This window comes from Achromobacter sp. JCM 18799, from assembly GCF_055395645.1.
This window is the reverse complement of the sequence record NZ_AP043866.1, coordinates 5,806,415-5,819,227: the sequence shown is the minus strand read 5'-3', so window position 1 is coordinate 5,819,227 and position 12,813 is coordinate 5,806,415. Positions and strand designations below refer to the sequence as shown.

Genomic DNA, 12,813 nt, shown 5'->3' with positions numbered 1-12,813 from the left:
ATGGATCAATCGGTGAAGGACGCGCTAGCCCGCTGGCCCGACGTGCCGGCGGTATACGGCTGGCTGTCGCTGGACGCGCGCGGCCGCTGGCGCCTGCATCCGCAGGGCCTTGCGGCAAAGGGCGGCCCGGGTGAATCCATCACCAATACCCAGATCCTGGAATTCATCAACCGCAACTATGAACACGATGACGCGGGCCGCTGGTTCTTCCAGAATGGTCCGCAGCGCGTGTTCCTGCGCTTGGACGCCGCGCCCTATGTGCTGCGGCTGAGCGACGACAACCGCCGACTGCTCACGCACACGAACGTGGCGATCGATTCGGTCGATGGCTGGAAACTGGACGACGCAGGACAGTTGTATGCAATGACGCCTCTGGGCGCCGGCATCGTGCTGGACCGCGATCTGCAGCCGCTCCTGGAAAAGATGGCCACGGCGGACGGCGCGCCGCTGCTGGACGCGCTGGCAGACCTTGCGGCCGGCAGCGCAATCCACGCCGTCCTGCCCGGAATCTATGCGGCCGCGCCGCTGGCGTTGATCGCGCAAAAGGATGTGGCGCGGGAATTGGGCTTCGAAGCGAATCCCCGCGCCTGAACGGCACGCTCAGAACATGCCGTTGGGATTGGCGGACTGCTCGGGAATGGGCTGCACCGCGTCCCAGTGCTCCACGATCTTGCCCTGCTCCAGACGGAAGATGTCGATGATGGCGCTGCCGCGGTCGCCGGGCTGGCGCACCGCGTGCACGTGCAGGATCACATAGTCCCCATCGGTGAAGACACGCTTGATCTCGCTGCGCGACTGCGGAAACTTGTCGCGCAGGAAAGCGATGAATTTGCGAAAGCCTTCGGGCCCGTCCGCGGCATTCGGGTTGTGCTGCACATAGCGGTCGCCGACGTACTTCAACGCCGCATCCGCGTCCTTCTGGTTCAGGCCCTTCTCGTAGAAGGCCAGCACGGCCGCCTTGTTGGCGGCTTCTTGCTCAGCGGAAGCATGGACGGCGGGAGACAGGGCCAGGGCCAGCATGGCCGCCGCAGCGGCGCGCTTGAGGTATGACTTCGGGAAGGACATGGATACTCCGGAAATGGAAAACGGCCGGGCCATTCTATGGGCCGGCCGTCCTGTCGGCCACGTCCGTGGCGGTAGACAGACTGGTGCGCGCAGCGATCAGCCGCGCCAGCTTTTGACCAGCGCAAACTTGCCATCGCCCAGCAGCAGCAACACAGCGGCCGCCACGCTCAGGAAGATCGGGTATTCCCAGCCGCCGCCGGGGTTGCTGAAACCCCAACCGTTGCCGAAATGCACGGTCGCAGCCACGAACAATTGCACCACGGAGATGATGGCCACCCAGCGCGGCAGAACGCCCAGAATCAGCATGATGCCGGCGATGATCTCGAAGAACGTCACCGGATACGCCAGCCAAGCAGGCACGCCGATCTTGGCGAAGAACTGCGCGGTGCCGGGCAGCGTGAACACTAGCAGCTTGGTCAGGCCATGGGCCAGGAACATGACGCCGAGCGCCACGCGCAGCAGCAGCGCGGCATAGGGCGCGGTACGGGTATCAACCATTGCACTCTCCTAGAGCGGTAGGGGAATCGCCCAGGATGGGAAGATTCTTGATGAGCGTTATTCTTGCGATTCCAAAAACAAAGATAAACATGCAGAATTGCAAATTATTGTTCCCCGATAGGAAACAATCTTGGACACGCACATCGCCATGCAGACCTATGCCAAGGTCGTGGAATTGGGCTCTTTTGCGGCCGCGGCCGACAAGATGGGCCAGGCCCGCTCCGTGGTCACGCGCCAGATCGCCTATCTGGAGCAGAAGTACGGCGTGCGTCTCCTGAACCGCACCACGCGCAAGCTGAGCATGACAGACGCCGGACGCGCCTTCTACGAACGCGTGCGGCCCATCCTGGCCGAGGTGGCGGACCTGGAACTGTCGCTGCAGGCCGAGGGCCAGCGGCCCAGCGGCCGGCTGCGGGTGAGCGCGCCGGTGTCGTTCGGCATCCTGCACCTGGGACCCGCCATTGCCGAATACCTGCAACGCTACCCCGACGTGATCATCGACCTGGACCTGAACGACCGTCTGGTGGACCTCGTGGAGGACGGCTACGACGTGGCGGTGCGCATCGGTCCGCTGCAGGATTCCTCGCTGGTCGCGCGGCCGCTGGCGCCGCAACAGTTGCGGGTCTGCGCCGCCCCCGACTACCTGCAGCGCCACGGCACGCCGCAGACTCCGGAAGAACTGAAGCAGCATCGCTGCCTGCATTACGCCTATGCCAGCACCGGCAACGAATGGCATTTCGAGAATGACGGCGTGACCCATCTGGTGCGCGTGAACGCTGCCCTGCGGGCCAACAACGGCGACGTGCTGCGGACCGCCGCGCTGGCCGGGCACGGCATCATCCTGCAGCCCGATTTCCTGGTGGGCGACGACATCCGTACCGGCCGTCTGGTCGCGCTGCTGGCCGATTACGCCCATACCCCGATCTCCATGTACGCCGTCTACCCGCACCGGCGCTTCCTGTCGCCCAAGGTACGATCCTTCGTGGAGCATCTGGAGGGCCGCTTCGGCGCCCCCTCCCCGGCCGTTCCGGGCCGGCGCGCCAGCCCCCGCCGCAGCCGTTAGAATCGTACCCATGACCGCAAAATCGCCCCTCGAATACTTCCCCGCGCCGCGCCGTTCGCATTTCTGCAGCCAATGCGGCTCGCCCATCAGCCGCCGGGTTCCCGAAGGCGACAACCGCGAACGCGACATCTGCGATCACTGCGGCGCGATCCACTACCAGAACCCAAGGCTGGTGGTCGGCACGGTGCCGGTCTGGAACAACCGCGTCCTGCTGTGCCGGCGCGCGATCGAGCCGCGCTACAACACCTGGACCCTGCCCGCCGGCTTCATGGAGCTGGGCGAAAGCACGGCGCAGGGCGCCGCCCGCGAAACGCTGGAGGAATCCGGCGCGCGCATCAAGCTGGGCGAGCTCTACACCATCATCGACCTGCCGCAGATCGACCAAGTGCACGTGTTCTACCTGGCGGACGCGCTGTCGGACGCGCTGGACCCCGGTCCCGAAAGCCTCGAGGCCCGTTTTTTCGACGAGTCCGAGATCCCCTGGGACGACCTGGCGTTCCGCACCGTGGCCACGACGCTGCGGCACTACTTCGAAGACCGCAAGCTGGGCGTGTATCCCCCCCACCACTACACCCTAGAATCGCACCGTTGAAACTCCCCTGGCTCGCCGTCGACACCCCTTTTCCGCCCGCGGAGTTTGCGCTTGCGGATCCCGACGGCCTGCTTGCGGCGGGCGCGGACCTGTCCACGCCCAGGCTGATCGAGGCCTATTCCAACGGCATATTCCCGTGGTACTCCGAGGGCGAGCCCATTCTGTGGTGGAGCCCCGATCCGCGCATGGTGCTGGCCGTGAAGGACTTTGCTCCCTCGCATTCGCTGCGCAAGCTGCTGCGGCAGATCACCAGCCAGGAGCAGTCCGCGGCGCCGCGCGTGCAGGTGCGCGTGGATACCGCTTTCGCGGAGGTGATGGCGCAGTGCGCCGCGCCGCGCGACGGTCAGCCCGGCACCTGGATCACCGCCGCCATGCAGCAGGCCTATCGCGCCTGGCATGAGGCCGGCTACGTGCACAGCATCGAAACCTGGATCGACGGCGAACTGGCCGGCGGCCTCTACGGCATCAGCCTGGGCCGCATGTTCTTCGGCGAATCCATGTTCACCCGCGCGCCCAACGCATCGAAGATTGCGCTGGCCTATCTGGTGCGCTACCTGACCGCGCAAGGCGTGCAACGCATCGACTGCCAGCAGCAGACGCGCCACCTGGCCAGCCTGGGCGCGCGCCCTATCCCGCGCGCCGCCTTCCTGCAGCATGTGCGCACTGCCACTGCACAGCCCGCCGTCGCGTGGGCCCGGGGCACGCTGGACAGCGCCGGCCGCTTGCATCCCGACACAGCATCGGGCCCGGGGTTCGGCGTTAATATGTAGCCACTCCCCTTGCGGGCCTGCCGCCGCATTGCGGGACCTCCGATGAGCCAGCTCAAAGAACTCCCCTTCTCCACCCTGCAGTTCTACGCCACCGCTCCGTACCCTTGCAGCTATCTGCCGGGTCGCCAGGCACGGTCGCAGGTCGCCGCGCCCGGTCATCTGATCAACGCAGGCACGTATTCGCAACTGGTGGAGCAAGGCTTTCGGCGCAGCGGGCTGTTCACCTACCGGCCCCATTGCGACAACTGCCACGCCTGTATTCCGGTGCGGGTGGATACGGCGGGCTTCGCGCCCAATCGCAGCCAGCGCCGCGCCTGGCGCGACCACCAGGGTCTGCAGTCGTTCGTGGCCGAGCTGGCCTGGTCGCCCGAGCACTATCGGCTCTACACGCGCTATCAGCAGGGCCGCCATCCGGGCGGCGGCATGGATGAGGACAGCCGCACACAATATGCGCAATTCCTGCTTACCAGCCGCGTCAACACCCGCCTGGTCGAGTTCCGCGACGAGACGGGCGAGCTGGTCATGGTGTCCATCATCGACGTGCTGGACGACGGCCTCTCATCCGTCTACACCTTCTACGATCCCGACATTGCCGGCAGCCTGGGCACCTACAGCATCCTGTGGCAGATCGAACAATGCCGGACGCTGAACCTGCCCTGGCTGTACCTGGGCTACTGGATCGCCGACAGCCGCAAGATGTCGTACAAATCCAGCTTCCACCCGGCCCAGTTCCTGGTCGACGGCGTGTGGGGCGAGCAGCCCGCGTTGCCGCCCGCCTGATCCGCCCCTCCTTTGGAGCGCCTGGGGCGGCGCAGGGCCGGCAAAATTCGCTCTACAATTCCGCCCCATGTCTATCCTCTTCCACGCCTATCCCCTGGCCCGCCCGGCGCTGTTCGCCATGGACGCGGAAACCGCCCACGAAGTCACCTTGTCGGGCCTGCAGCGCGCCTATGAATGCGGCGCCACGCGCAAGCTCATGCACGCGCAGCCGAAGGCGCCGAGCACGCTGATGGGCTTGCAGCTGGCCAACCCGATCGGGCTGGCCGCAGGCCTGGACAAGAACGGCGCCTATATCGACGCGCTGGGCAACCTGGGATTCGGCTTCATCGAGGTGGGCACGGTCACCCCGCGCGCGCAGCCGGGCAACCCCAAGCCGCGCATGTTCCGGCTGCCGCGCGCCAATGCGCTGATCAACCGGCTGGGCTTCAACAACCAGGGCCTGGAAGCGTTCCTGGCCAATGTGCAGCGCAGCACCTGGCGCAAGCAAGGCGGCATCCTGGGGCTGAATATCGGCAAGAATGCGGACACGCCCATCGAGCGCGCCGCAGACGACTACCTGATCGGGCTGGAAGGCGTATATCCGCATGCCGACTACGTGACGGTGAATATTTCCTCGCCCAACACCAAGAACCTGCGCGCACTGCAAGGCGGCGACGAGCTGTCGGCCCTGCTGGCGCAACTGGCGGATAAGCGCCGCATGCTGGAAGACAAGCACCAGCGGCGCGTACCCATGGCGGTGAAGATCGCCCCGGACCTGACGCACGAGCAGATCGATTCCATCGCGGAGACGCTGCCGCGCCATGGCATCGACGGCGTCATCGCCACCAACACCACGCTTTCGCGCGACGCCGTCACCGGCCAGCCGCATGCCGAGGAAGCAGGCGGCCTGTCGGGCGCCCCGGTGCATGAATTGTCGCTGGCGGTCATCCGCCGCCTGAAGGAGAAGCTGGGCGGCAGCCTGGCCATCATCGGCGTGGGCGGCGTGATGTCGGGCCGCCAGGCCCGCGAAAAGATGGACGCGGGCGCCGACGCCGTGCAGCTCTACACCGGCCTGATCTACCGCGGCCCGGCGCTAGTGGGCGAGTGCGTGCGCGCCGTGGCGCGCTAGGCAAGCACGGCCGGCATCCGCCGGCCCCGCAGCGAAAAAAGCAGGCAAAAAAAAGGGGCCACCCGGTGGGTGGCCCTAATTCCAGCTCTGCTCTGTCACTCAACAGTACTACATAACTGCGGTTTGCGCAGCCCTGCGCGCCAAAAACTTAGGCGCTGCGGCGGCTGCGGCTGGCAACCTTGGTCGCTGCGTCGGCGGCATCCGTGGCAGCCTTGAAGGTCGCGTTGGCGGCGGCATTCAGGTTCGACTCGGCGACTTCGGCGGCCTGCTTGGCGGCCTTGGTCATCGAATCGTAGGCGCTGGTCGCGGTGGCCAGCGAGGACTTGATCAGGGCAACGGCGCTTTCGGAGCCGGTCGGGGCGTTCTTGGAGAACTGGTCGACGGCTTCGCTCAGCTGCTGCTGGCCTTCGGCGATCTGGTCTTCGGTCAGCTTGACCAGGCTGGTCTGCACGCCGGCAACGATGTCGTACACATGCTTGGTGTAAGCCATGGCCTTTTCAGCGCCCGGCTGCAGCAGGCCCGAGGCGAAAGCGGCGGCTTCCTGCGGATCCTTGACTTCAGCGGCTTGCTGCGACTTCTGGGCGACTTCGTCCAGGGTGGCGCGGACGACCTTCAGGTTCAGTTCGACCAGCTTTTCGAAGCCGGCGAACACGGCCGACTGGGCGGCCACGATGGTGTTGATGCTGGCCTTTTGACGGTCCAGGACTTGTTGCGGGATAGCGCTCATAGGATGCTCCATGGGTAGCCGGAGGCTGTCCGGCAAGTAAGGAATGGTTGTCTGCGACGAACTATAGAAACGTGCGCGGAAACTGGTACTACAAGCTACCGCCGGCCCGTTTGATGCACTGCACAATTGACATTCTAGGCCGGGAAAAATCCTTGTCAAGGAGTTTTTGTGCGACGCAACAAAGAATTGCACTTTGACGGTGCATGCTTTGCCCCGGGTTTGATCCAGCACAAACGTTTCCCAGGATTCGGGAAATACCCGAAGTGACGTCGTATCAATTGTTTTCTAAACTGCTTTCACGCTGATGACAGACAAATAAACCCATAAGTCAGCGCGCAACAACGAAATCGCAGCAAGCAAAACCCTGCAATTGGAGACTCCATGACCCTCATCCCCCGCACGCTTTCGGCCTTGCTCGCGGCCAGCGCCATGCTCGCAGCCGGCGCCGCCCAAGCCGAATACCCGGATCGCCCCATCAACATGGTGGTGCCGTTCGCCGCCGGCGGCCCGACGGACAACGTCGCGCGTTCGCTCGCGGAAGCCATGCGGCCGAGTCTGGGCCAGACGGTCGTGGTCGAGAACAAGGGCGGCGCCGGTGGCACCATCGGCACGACCCAGGTGGCGCGCGCCCAGCCTGACGGCTACTCCGTCCTGCTGATGCACGCCGGCTTCTCGACGGCGCCCTCGCTGTACAAGAATCCGGGGTACGACCCCTACAAGAGCTTCGAACCCATCGGCCTGGTGGTCGACGTGCCGATGACCATCATCGCGCGTTCGGACTTCCCGCCCAACAACATCAAGGAACTGGCCGAGTACGTCAAACAGAACAAGGACAAGGTGTCCCTGGCCAACGCCGGCATCGGCGCCGCCAGCCATCTGTGCGGCACCATGCTGGTCGAGGCCCTGGGCGTACAGCTGCTGACCATCCCCTACAAGGGCACCGCGCCCGCCATGAACGACCTGCTGGGCAAGCAGGTGGACCTGCTCTGCGACCAGACCACCAACACCACCCAGCAGATCGACAGCGGCAAGGTGAAGGCCTACGCCGTCACCAGCCTGAAGCGCGTCCCCACGCTGCCGAACCTGCCGACCATGGACGAATCCGGCTACAAGGGCTTCGAAGTGGGCATCTGGCATGGCATGTGGGTGCCGAAGGGCACGCCCAAGCCCGTCGTGGACAAGCTGGTCAAGAGCCTGCAGGCCGGTCTGGCCGACCCCAAGTTCCAGGAACGCATGAAGCAGCTGGGCGCGACGGTGCTGACGGCCGAAGCGAACCCGCAAGCCCTGGAAGCCAAGGTCAAGCAGCAAGTCCCGCAGTGGGGCGAACTGTTCAAGAAGGCTGGCGTCGAACAGCAGTAACCCAAACCATGCGCCCTTGCGGCGCATGCAAAGGAAAAGCCCCTTTCGGGGCTTTTCTTTTTTTGCGGGCCTGCGCGGGATTACGGGCGCAGAGCTTCCGCGGCCATGCCCAGGCCGTTGAAGCCGGTCGAAACGGAGGGCTCGTAGCCCAGCGCTTCCGAGATGCTGGCGGCGGTATCGACCAGCGCCTTGATCCAGTCGTCCTGCAGGCGTTCGGCGGGGGCCGAAATGGACAGGCCGGCGACCAGCTTGCCGGTGTCGTCGAAAATGCCCGCGGCGATGCAGCGCACGCCGAGTTCCAGTTCTTCGTTGTCGCGCGCATAACCATGGCGCCGCACCAGCGCCAGTTCACGCTCCAGGCGGTCAAGGTCGGTCAGGCTGTTGCGCGTGTGGCCGGCCAGGCCGGTGCGCAGCGCGTAGGCCCGCACCTGGCGCGCATCGGCGGTGGACAGGAACAGCTTGCCGGTGGAGGTCAGGTGCAAAGGCGCGCGACCGCCGATGGCGCGGACCACCTGCATGCCGGAGCGTTCGCTCCAGGCGCGCTCGATGTAGACGATCTCGTCGCCCTGCTGGACCGACAGGTTGATGGTCTGCCCGGTCAACTTGTGCAGCGAACGCATGGCGGAAATGGCCGCCTCGCGCACGTTCAGGCGCCCCTTGACCAGCGAACCCAGCTCCAGCAGGCGCATGCCCAGCTGATACAGGCCGTTGTCGACGCGTTCGACGTAGCGGCCCACGACCAGGTCGTTCAGGATGCGATGCGCGGTGGACGCATGCAGGCCGGTGGTCGCGGACAGTTCTTTCAGCGTTACCGGATCCGGCTGCGCAGCCAGGGCGTCGAGCAGGCGCATGGCGCGCTCGATCACCTGGATGGCGATGGGATGGGAGGCGCCTTCGGTCTCGGCGTCCAGGGCATTGCGGGTAGTGGGGAGACGGGACATGGAAAGGGGGACGAGGACAGCTGCGCCGCCTGTAGGGCCCCACCTTCGGGAACCGGACTTGCGGCATCGCAGCAAACAGTTCTTTCCCGTATTGTGAAATTTACTGGCGCGTTTGGCAACCGCTTTTTGTATCAAAAAAAAGGCCGCACCTCGGGTGCGGCCCTGTCTTCATGCTGCTGGCGGGGGCGCCAGCTTGCCGCCCAGACGCAGCACCTCGGCCCGCAAATACTCCAATGCTTCGGCCGCTGCGGCCGGTTCGCCCTTCACGCCCAGGTCGATGTGGGGGGTGCCGCCGGCCTCGCCCACGCTGGGCAGGCTGAACGCGCGCACGCCCGGCCAGCGCGTTTCCACGGTCTGCATGGCCGGCGTGATGCGCGATTCGGGCATGCTGAATACCAGGAAGGAATGCTCCGCGTGGGCGTGCACATGCTGCAGTGCACGATAACGCGTGTCCAGCGTCCATTCCAGCATGGGCCAGGCCATGACGGGAAAGCCCGGCACGAAGGTGTGGTCCTTGATGTAGAAGCCGGGAATGCGGTTATAGGGGTTCGGGACGATCTCACAGCCTTCCGGAAACACGCCCATCTGCAGCCGCTGCTGGTTTTCCGGCGCGCTCATGTCGGCCGTGCCCTGCCCTTTTGCGGCCATCTCGGCCGTGCGCAGCGCGATGGCCTCTTCGGCCTCCGGGTGCAGCGCCAGCGGCAGGCCCAGCGCGGCTGCGGCGGCCTGGCGCGTGTGGTCGTCGGGCGTGCCGCCGATGCCGCCACAGGAAAACACCACGTCGCCGGTGGCAAAGCTGCGCTTGTAGGTGGCGATGAGGGTGTCGCGGTCGTCTGGCACGATTTCGGCCCAGCCCAGCTGCATGCCGCGCGCGCCCAGAAGCTCGACGACCTTGGAAAAATGCTTGTCCTGACGGCGGCCCGAGAGGATTTCGTCCCCTACGATGATGAGGCCAATGCGGCGGGCGGCGGATTCTGCGGCCATGTCCGATTCCAGAAGTTGAGAGGGATGACGCGGTTCAGACGTCGATGACACGGTCCTCGCGCAAGCGCTTGAGCGCTTCCAGACCGTAGTGGGCGTAGACCAGGGCCGAGAACACCGGCAGGATGACCCACGCGGGCGGCAACAAGTTCAACAGCGAGCAGATCAGGCCTATGGTCCAGAAGCCGCCGTTGTTGCGTTCCAGGATGAGCTTGCGCTCGGCGGGGCTGGCGTGTTCGACGATGGCGTCCACGCGCATCATGCGCGAAAACGCGAACGCCCACCAGAAGATCGACAACGCGATGGCCATGGGCGGCACCAGCCACAGCGGCAGCGTAAGCAGCCAGCCCGCGGCAAAGGCCAGCGATACCCAGATCGCGTTCCACACGCTGACCGCGGTCGCGTGCTTGCCTTGCCGCGTGACGCTCACATATTCACGCTTGCCGACGTGGTTCAGCACCAGCGGCATCACGAACACGGCGGCAATCGCCAGGCCCAGGATGCCCGATACCGGCAACAGAATGGCCACCGCGATCACGGGGATCATGTAGACCTTGAGTGAGAACAGCCCCATCGCCAGCATCCAGTCCTCGGCCCGGTTGACGAAGTCCCAGCGCGCCGCCTCGGCCGCCAGCCATTCGTTGAGCGGCGTCCAGAACAGGTACAGCAGCAACAGGGCTCCCACCAGCGCGATGAGGAACGGCAGCAGCACCGCGAACAGCATGGAGGGATGGCATTGGGACACCAGGGCGCGCTTGAACGCCTGGCCGACGCTGACGGCGCCGGCCCCGGCAGCGGAAAATCGGCCGTTGTCGGGCGTGGCGGAATCAGTGCGCAAAGCAGTCATGGAGGAAGAATGAGGGGGTAGACATCCCGGGTATGATAGTCAAACACGCCTTCATCTGCCCACATGTCCCTACTTGTACCCGATACCGACCTGGCCACGCTGCGCGCGCGGTTGGGCTCATCGCCCGACGCCTGGCTGGTAGCCTGCTTCTGCGCGGCCTGGTGCGACACCTGCGAGCAATACAAGCCCAAGCTGCAAGCGCTGGCCCAGGCCATGCCGCGGCATGTCTTCGCCTGGATCGACATCGAGGACCACGCCGAACTGCTGGGCGACGAAGACGTGGAGAATTTCCCCACGCTGCTGGTGCAGATCGGATCGCGGGTGGTGTTCTACGGCCCCATGCTGCCGCACATCGGCCACCTCGAACGCCTGCTCGAAAGCCTGAATGAAAACAGCCCTGCGGTCGCCACCGCGTTGCCGGACCTGCCGCGCCTGCTGGCGGCCTGAGCCGCAGCAGGCGTCACGCGCTCCAGCCATAAAAAAACCCGCGAGCCCTCAGGCTTGCGGGTTTTTTCATGCCGGCGCCTTTCAGGGCTTGCGGCTGCCGCCCAGCAGGACGGCGATCTGGCGTTTCGGCCCGGAGGATGCGCCATTGTTCCTGGGCGCCGGCTCTTCGGCGGGCGCGGACGGCGCCGAGGGCTCGTAGGGCTTCAGGAAGAAATCATCCACGGGCTGGCGCGGCGCGCCGGACGAATAGCTGGAACGACGGTCGGACGAGCGGCCGCGGTCACCGCGGCTGTCACGGCCTTCACGGCCTTCACGCGACGACGAACCGCGGCGCTCGTCGCTGCGGCGGTGGCTGCGGGCGACCAGATCGGCCGGAACATCCAGCGTGCCGCGCGGCACTTCGCGCTTGATGAGTTTTTCGATGTCGAGCAGGAAACGCTCTTCGTCGGGCGTGAACAAGGCGATGGCCTCGCCCGATGCGCCGGCGCGGCCTGTGCGGCCGATACGGTGCACGTAGTCTTCGGCGTTGTACGGCAGGTCGTAGTTGATGACGCAAGGCACGCCGGCCACGTCCAGGCCGCGCGCGGCCACGTCGGTGGCCACCAGCACTTCCAGTTCGCCGGCCTTGAAGGCTTCCAGCGCCTTCATGCGGTCGGCCTGGGTCTTGTCGCCGTGGATGGATTCGGCCTTGACGCCGTCGCGCTCCAGGTCGCGGGCCAGCCGCGCCGTGCCGATCTTGGTGTTGGAGAACACGATGACCTGGTTCAGGCCGCGCGACTTCACCAGATGCACGACCGCGGCGCGCTTGGCGTCGCTGGGCATCTTGTAGGCGATCTGGGTGATCGTGTTGGCGGTGGCGTTGCGCGCCGCGACTTCGATTTCGACCGGTTGATTCAGGTACGAGCGGCCCAGCTTGCGGATTTCATTGCTGAACGTGGCGGAGAACAGCAGGCCCTGGCGCTGCGCGGGCAGCAGGCGGATGATGCGCTCCAGGTCGGGCAGGAAGCCCATGTCCAGCATGCGGTCGGCTTCGTCCAGCACCAGGATGCCGACCTGGCTCAGGTTCACGTTCTTTTGCTCGACGTGGTCGAGCAGGCGGCCGGGCGTGGCCACCAGCACTTCGCAACCGCGGCGCAGGGCTTCCTTCTGCGGACCGATATCCACGCCACCGAAGACAACTGCCGAACGCAGCGGCGTCTGCTTGCTGTAGCGCTTGACGCTTTCATAGACCTGGTCGGCCAGTTCGCGCGTGGGCGTCAGGATCAGCGCGCGCACCGGATGGCGCGCGGGCGATGCGCTGGTGTTGGCCAAGGGCATCAAGCGGTGCAGGATGGGCAGCGTGAAGGCGGCCGTCTTGCCGGTGCCGGTCTGCGCGGCGCCCATGACATCGCGCCCTTCCACCACGACGGGAATGGCCTGGGCCTGGATCGGCGTGGGCGTGGTGTAGCCGGTTTCGGCGATGGACTGCAGCAGCAGAGGGTGCAGCCCGAAATCGGTGAACGTCGGCGCGGGTGCGTCAGCGGCAGGTGCTACGGATTGAGTGGATTCAGTCATCAGGGTTAGGCAGATACCGGGACCAGTGAAAAAGAACAAAACGAGAGTGCTACGCGCACTGCACTACATATGCATCGGAAC

General features: G+C 65.5%; 15 protein-coding genes. 8 read left to right on the top strand and 7 right to left on the bottom strand.

Features of this window, described 5'->3' with window-relative positions:
• On the top strand, positions 1 to 591 hold the full coding sequence (locus tag ACZ5YA_RS27435; protein ID WP_118932886.1) for a DUF2946 family protein: 591 nt from the start codon (positions 1 to 3) through the stop codon (positions 589 to 591).
• Positions 592 to 600: 9 nt separating this feature from the next.
• Here the strand turns inward: ACZ5YA_RS27435 and ACZ5YA_RS27430 are convergent, their stop codons facing one another.
• A complete protein-coding gene (locus tag ACZ5YA_RS27430; RefSeq protein WP_059371655.1) occupies positions 601 to 1,065 on the bottom strand; it encodes a nuclear transport factor 2 family protein in 465 nt (154 codons plus the stop codon).
• A gap of 96 nt (positions 1,066 to 1,161) precedes the next feature.
• A complete protein-coding gene (locus ACZ5YA_RS27425) occupies positions 1,162 to 1,563 on the bottom strand; it encodes a DoxX family protein (protein WP_059371654.1) in 402 nt (133 codons plus the stop codon).
• Positions 1,564 to 1,693: 130 nt separating this feature from the next.
• Here ACZ5YA_RS27425 and ACZ5YA_RS27420 point away from each other — a divergent pair, with 130 nt between their 5' ends.
• The 5 genes from ACZ5YA_RS27420 to ACZ5YA_RS27400 all read left to right on the top strand — a co-directional run bounded on the left by ACZ5YA_RS27420 (position 1,694) and on the right by ACZ5YA_RS27400 (position 5,876).
• Positions 1,694 to 2,626 (top strand): LysR family transcriptional regulator, encoded by a 933-nt coding sequence (locus ACZ5YA_RS27420; RefSeq protein WP_464091484.1) that lies wholly within the window; start codon positions 1,694 to 1,696, stop codon positions 2,624 to 2,626.
• Between the two features lie 10 nt (positions 2,627 to 2,636).
• The gene (locus ACZ5YA_RS27415; protein WP_059371652.1) at positions 2,637 to 3,218 is read left to right on the top strand and encodes an NUDIX hydrolase; all 582 of its coding nucleotides are present in this window, start codon (positions 2,637 to 2,639) and stop codon (positions 3,216 to 3,218) included.
• Complete coding sequence (gene aat / locus ACZ5YA_RS27410) at positions 3,215 to 3,988, top strand: leucyl/phenylalanyl-tRNA--protein transferase (RefSeq protein ID WP_464091483.1); 774 nt, start codon at positions 3,215 to 3,217, stop codon at positions 3,986 to 3,988. Before ACZ5YA_RS27415 ends, aat begins: the two co-directional genes overlap by 4 nt.
• Positions 3,989 to 4,030: 42 nt before the next feature.
• On the top strand, positions 4,031 to 4,768 hold the full coding sequence (locus ACZ5YA_RS27405) for an arginyltransferase (RefSeq protein WP_059371650.1): 738 nt from the start codon (positions 4,031 to 4,033) through the stop codon (positions 4,766 to 4,768).
• Positions 4,769 to 4,835: 67 nt separating this feature from the next.
• Positions 4,836 to 5,876, top strand: coding sequence for a quinone-dependent dihydroorotate dehydrogenase (locus tag ACZ5YA_RS27400; RefSeq protein WP_059371649.1), 1,041 nt, complete (start codon positions 4,836 to 4,838; stop codon positions 5,874 to 5,876).
• 148 nt (positions 5,877 to 6,024) lie between these two features.
• On the opposite strand, the gene phaP is transcribed toward ACZ5YA_RS27400, so the two are convergent.
• Entirely contained in the window at positions 6,025 to 6,603 is a 579-nt protein-coding gene (gene phaP / locus ACZ5YA_RS27395) for a TIGR01841 family phasin (protein WP_059371648.1), read from the bottom strand.
• A 381-nt stretch (positions 6,604 to 6,984) separates the two neighbouring features.
• On the opposite strand from phaP, the gene ACZ5YA_RS27390 reads away from it, so the two are divergent.
• Complete coding sequence (locus tag ACZ5YA_RS27390) at positions 6,985 to 7,962, top strand: tripartite tricarboxylate transporter substrate binding protein BugD (RefSeq protein WP_059371647.1); 978 nt, start codon at positions 6,985 to 6,987, stop codon at positions 7,960 to 7,962.
• Positions 7,963 to 8,042: 80 nt separating this feature from the next.
• Here ACZ5YA_RS27390 and ACZ5YA_RS27385 read toward each other — a convergent pair whose 3' ends face one another.
• The 3 genes from ACZ5YA_RS27385 to ACZ5YA_RS27375 form a co-directional block, all read right to left on the bottom strand.
• Positions 8,043 to 8,903 (bottom strand): IclR family transcriptional regulator, encoded by an 861-nt coding sequence (locus ACZ5YA_RS27385; RefSeq protein ID WP_059371646.1) that lies wholly within the window; start codon positions 8,901 to 8,903, stop codon positions 8,043 to 8,045.
• Between the two features lie 168 nt (positions 8,904 to 9,071).
• Positions 9,072 to 9,887: a competence/damage-inducible protein A gene (locus ACZ5YA_RS27380; protein WP_059371645.1), complete on the bottom strand. Its 816-nt coding sequence runs from the start codon at positions 9,885 to 9,887 to the stop codon at positions 9,072 to 9,074.
• A gap of 34 nt (positions 9,888 to 9,921) precedes the next feature.
• A complete protein-coding gene (locus tag ACZ5YA_RS27375) occupies positions 9,922 to 10,731 on the bottom strand; it encodes an EI24 domain-containing protein (protein WP_054449954.1) in 810 nt (269 codons plus the stop codon).
• Positions 10,732 to 10,794: 63 nt separating this feature from the next.
• Between ACZ5YA_RS27375 and ACZ5YA_RS27370 the strand changes: the two genes are divergently transcribed.
• Positions 10,795 to 11,178 (top strand): thioredoxin family protein, encoded by a 384-nt coding sequence (locus tag ACZ5YA_RS27370; protein WP_059371644.1) that lies wholly within the window; start codon positions 10,795 to 10,797, stop codon positions 11,176 to 11,178.
• 81 nt (positions 11,179 to 11,259) lie between these two features.
• Here ACZ5YA_RS27370 and ACZ5YA_RS27365 read toward each other — a convergent pair whose 3' ends face one another.
• Entirely contained in the window at positions 11,260 to 12,732 is a 1,473-nt protein-coding gene (locus tag ACZ5YA_RS27365) for a DEAD/DEAH box helicase (RefSeq protein WP_464091482.1), read from the bottom strand.
• Positions 12,733 to 12,813: the final 81 nt, after the last annotated feature.

Bases quoted from the DNA above. Each gene is read 5' to 3' on its own strand.
- ACZ5YA_RS27405 (WP_059371650.1), top strand. From the start codon at position 4,031: ATGAGCCAGCTCAAAGAACTCCCCTTCTCCACCCTGCAGTTCTACGCC.
- ACZ5YA_RS27400 (WP_059371649.1), top strand. From the start codon at position 4,836: ATGTCTATCCTCTTCCACGCCTATCCCCTGGCCCGCCCGGCGCTGTTC.
- ACZ5YA_RS27415 (WP_059371652.1), top strand. From the start codon at position 2,637: ATGACCGCAAAATCGCCCCTCGAATACTTCCCCGCGCCGCGCCGTTCG.
- ACZ5YA_RS27365 (WP_464091482.1), bottom strand. From the start codon at position 12,732: ATGACTGAATCCACTCAATCCGTAGCACCTGCCGCTGACGCACCCGCG.
- ACZ5YA_RS27375 (WP_054449954.1), bottom strand. From the start codon at position 10,731: ATGACTGCTTTGCGCACTGATTCCGCCACGCCCGACAACGGCCGATTT.
- ACZ5YA_RS27385 (WP_059371646.1), bottom strand. From the start codon at position 8,903: ATGTCCCGTCTCCCCACTACCCGCAATGCCCTGGACGCCGAGACCGAA.
- ACZ5YA_RS27390 (WP_059371647.1), top strand. From the start codon at position 6,985: ATGACCCTCATCCCCCGCACGCTTTCGGCCTTGCTCGCGGCCAGCGCC.
- ACZ5YA_RS27380 (WP_059371645.1), bottom strand. From the start codon at position 9,887: ATGGCCGCAGAATCCGCCGCCCGCCGCATTGGCCTCATCATCGTAGGG.
- ACZ5YA_RS27370 (WP_059371644.1), top strand. From the start codon at position 10,795: ATGTCCCTACTTGTACCCGATACCGACCTGGCCACGCTGCGCGCGCGG.
- ACZ5YA_RS27425 (WP_059371654.1), bottom strand. From the start codon at position 1,563: ATGGTTGATACCCGTACCGCGCCCTATGCCGCGCTGCTGCTGCGCGTG.
- ACZ5YA_RS27430 (WP_059371655.1), bottom strand. From the start codon at position 1,065: ATGTCCTTCCCGAAGTCATACCTCAAGCGCGCCGCTGCGGCGGCCATG.
- ACZ5YA_RS27435 (WP_118932886.1), top strand. From the start codon at position 1: ATGGATCAATCGGTGAAGGACGCGCTAGCCCGCTGGCCCGACGTGCCG.
- phaP (WP_059371648.1), bottom strand. From the start codon at position 6,603: ATGAGCGCTATCCCGCAACAAGTCCTGGACCGTCAAAAGGCCAGCATC.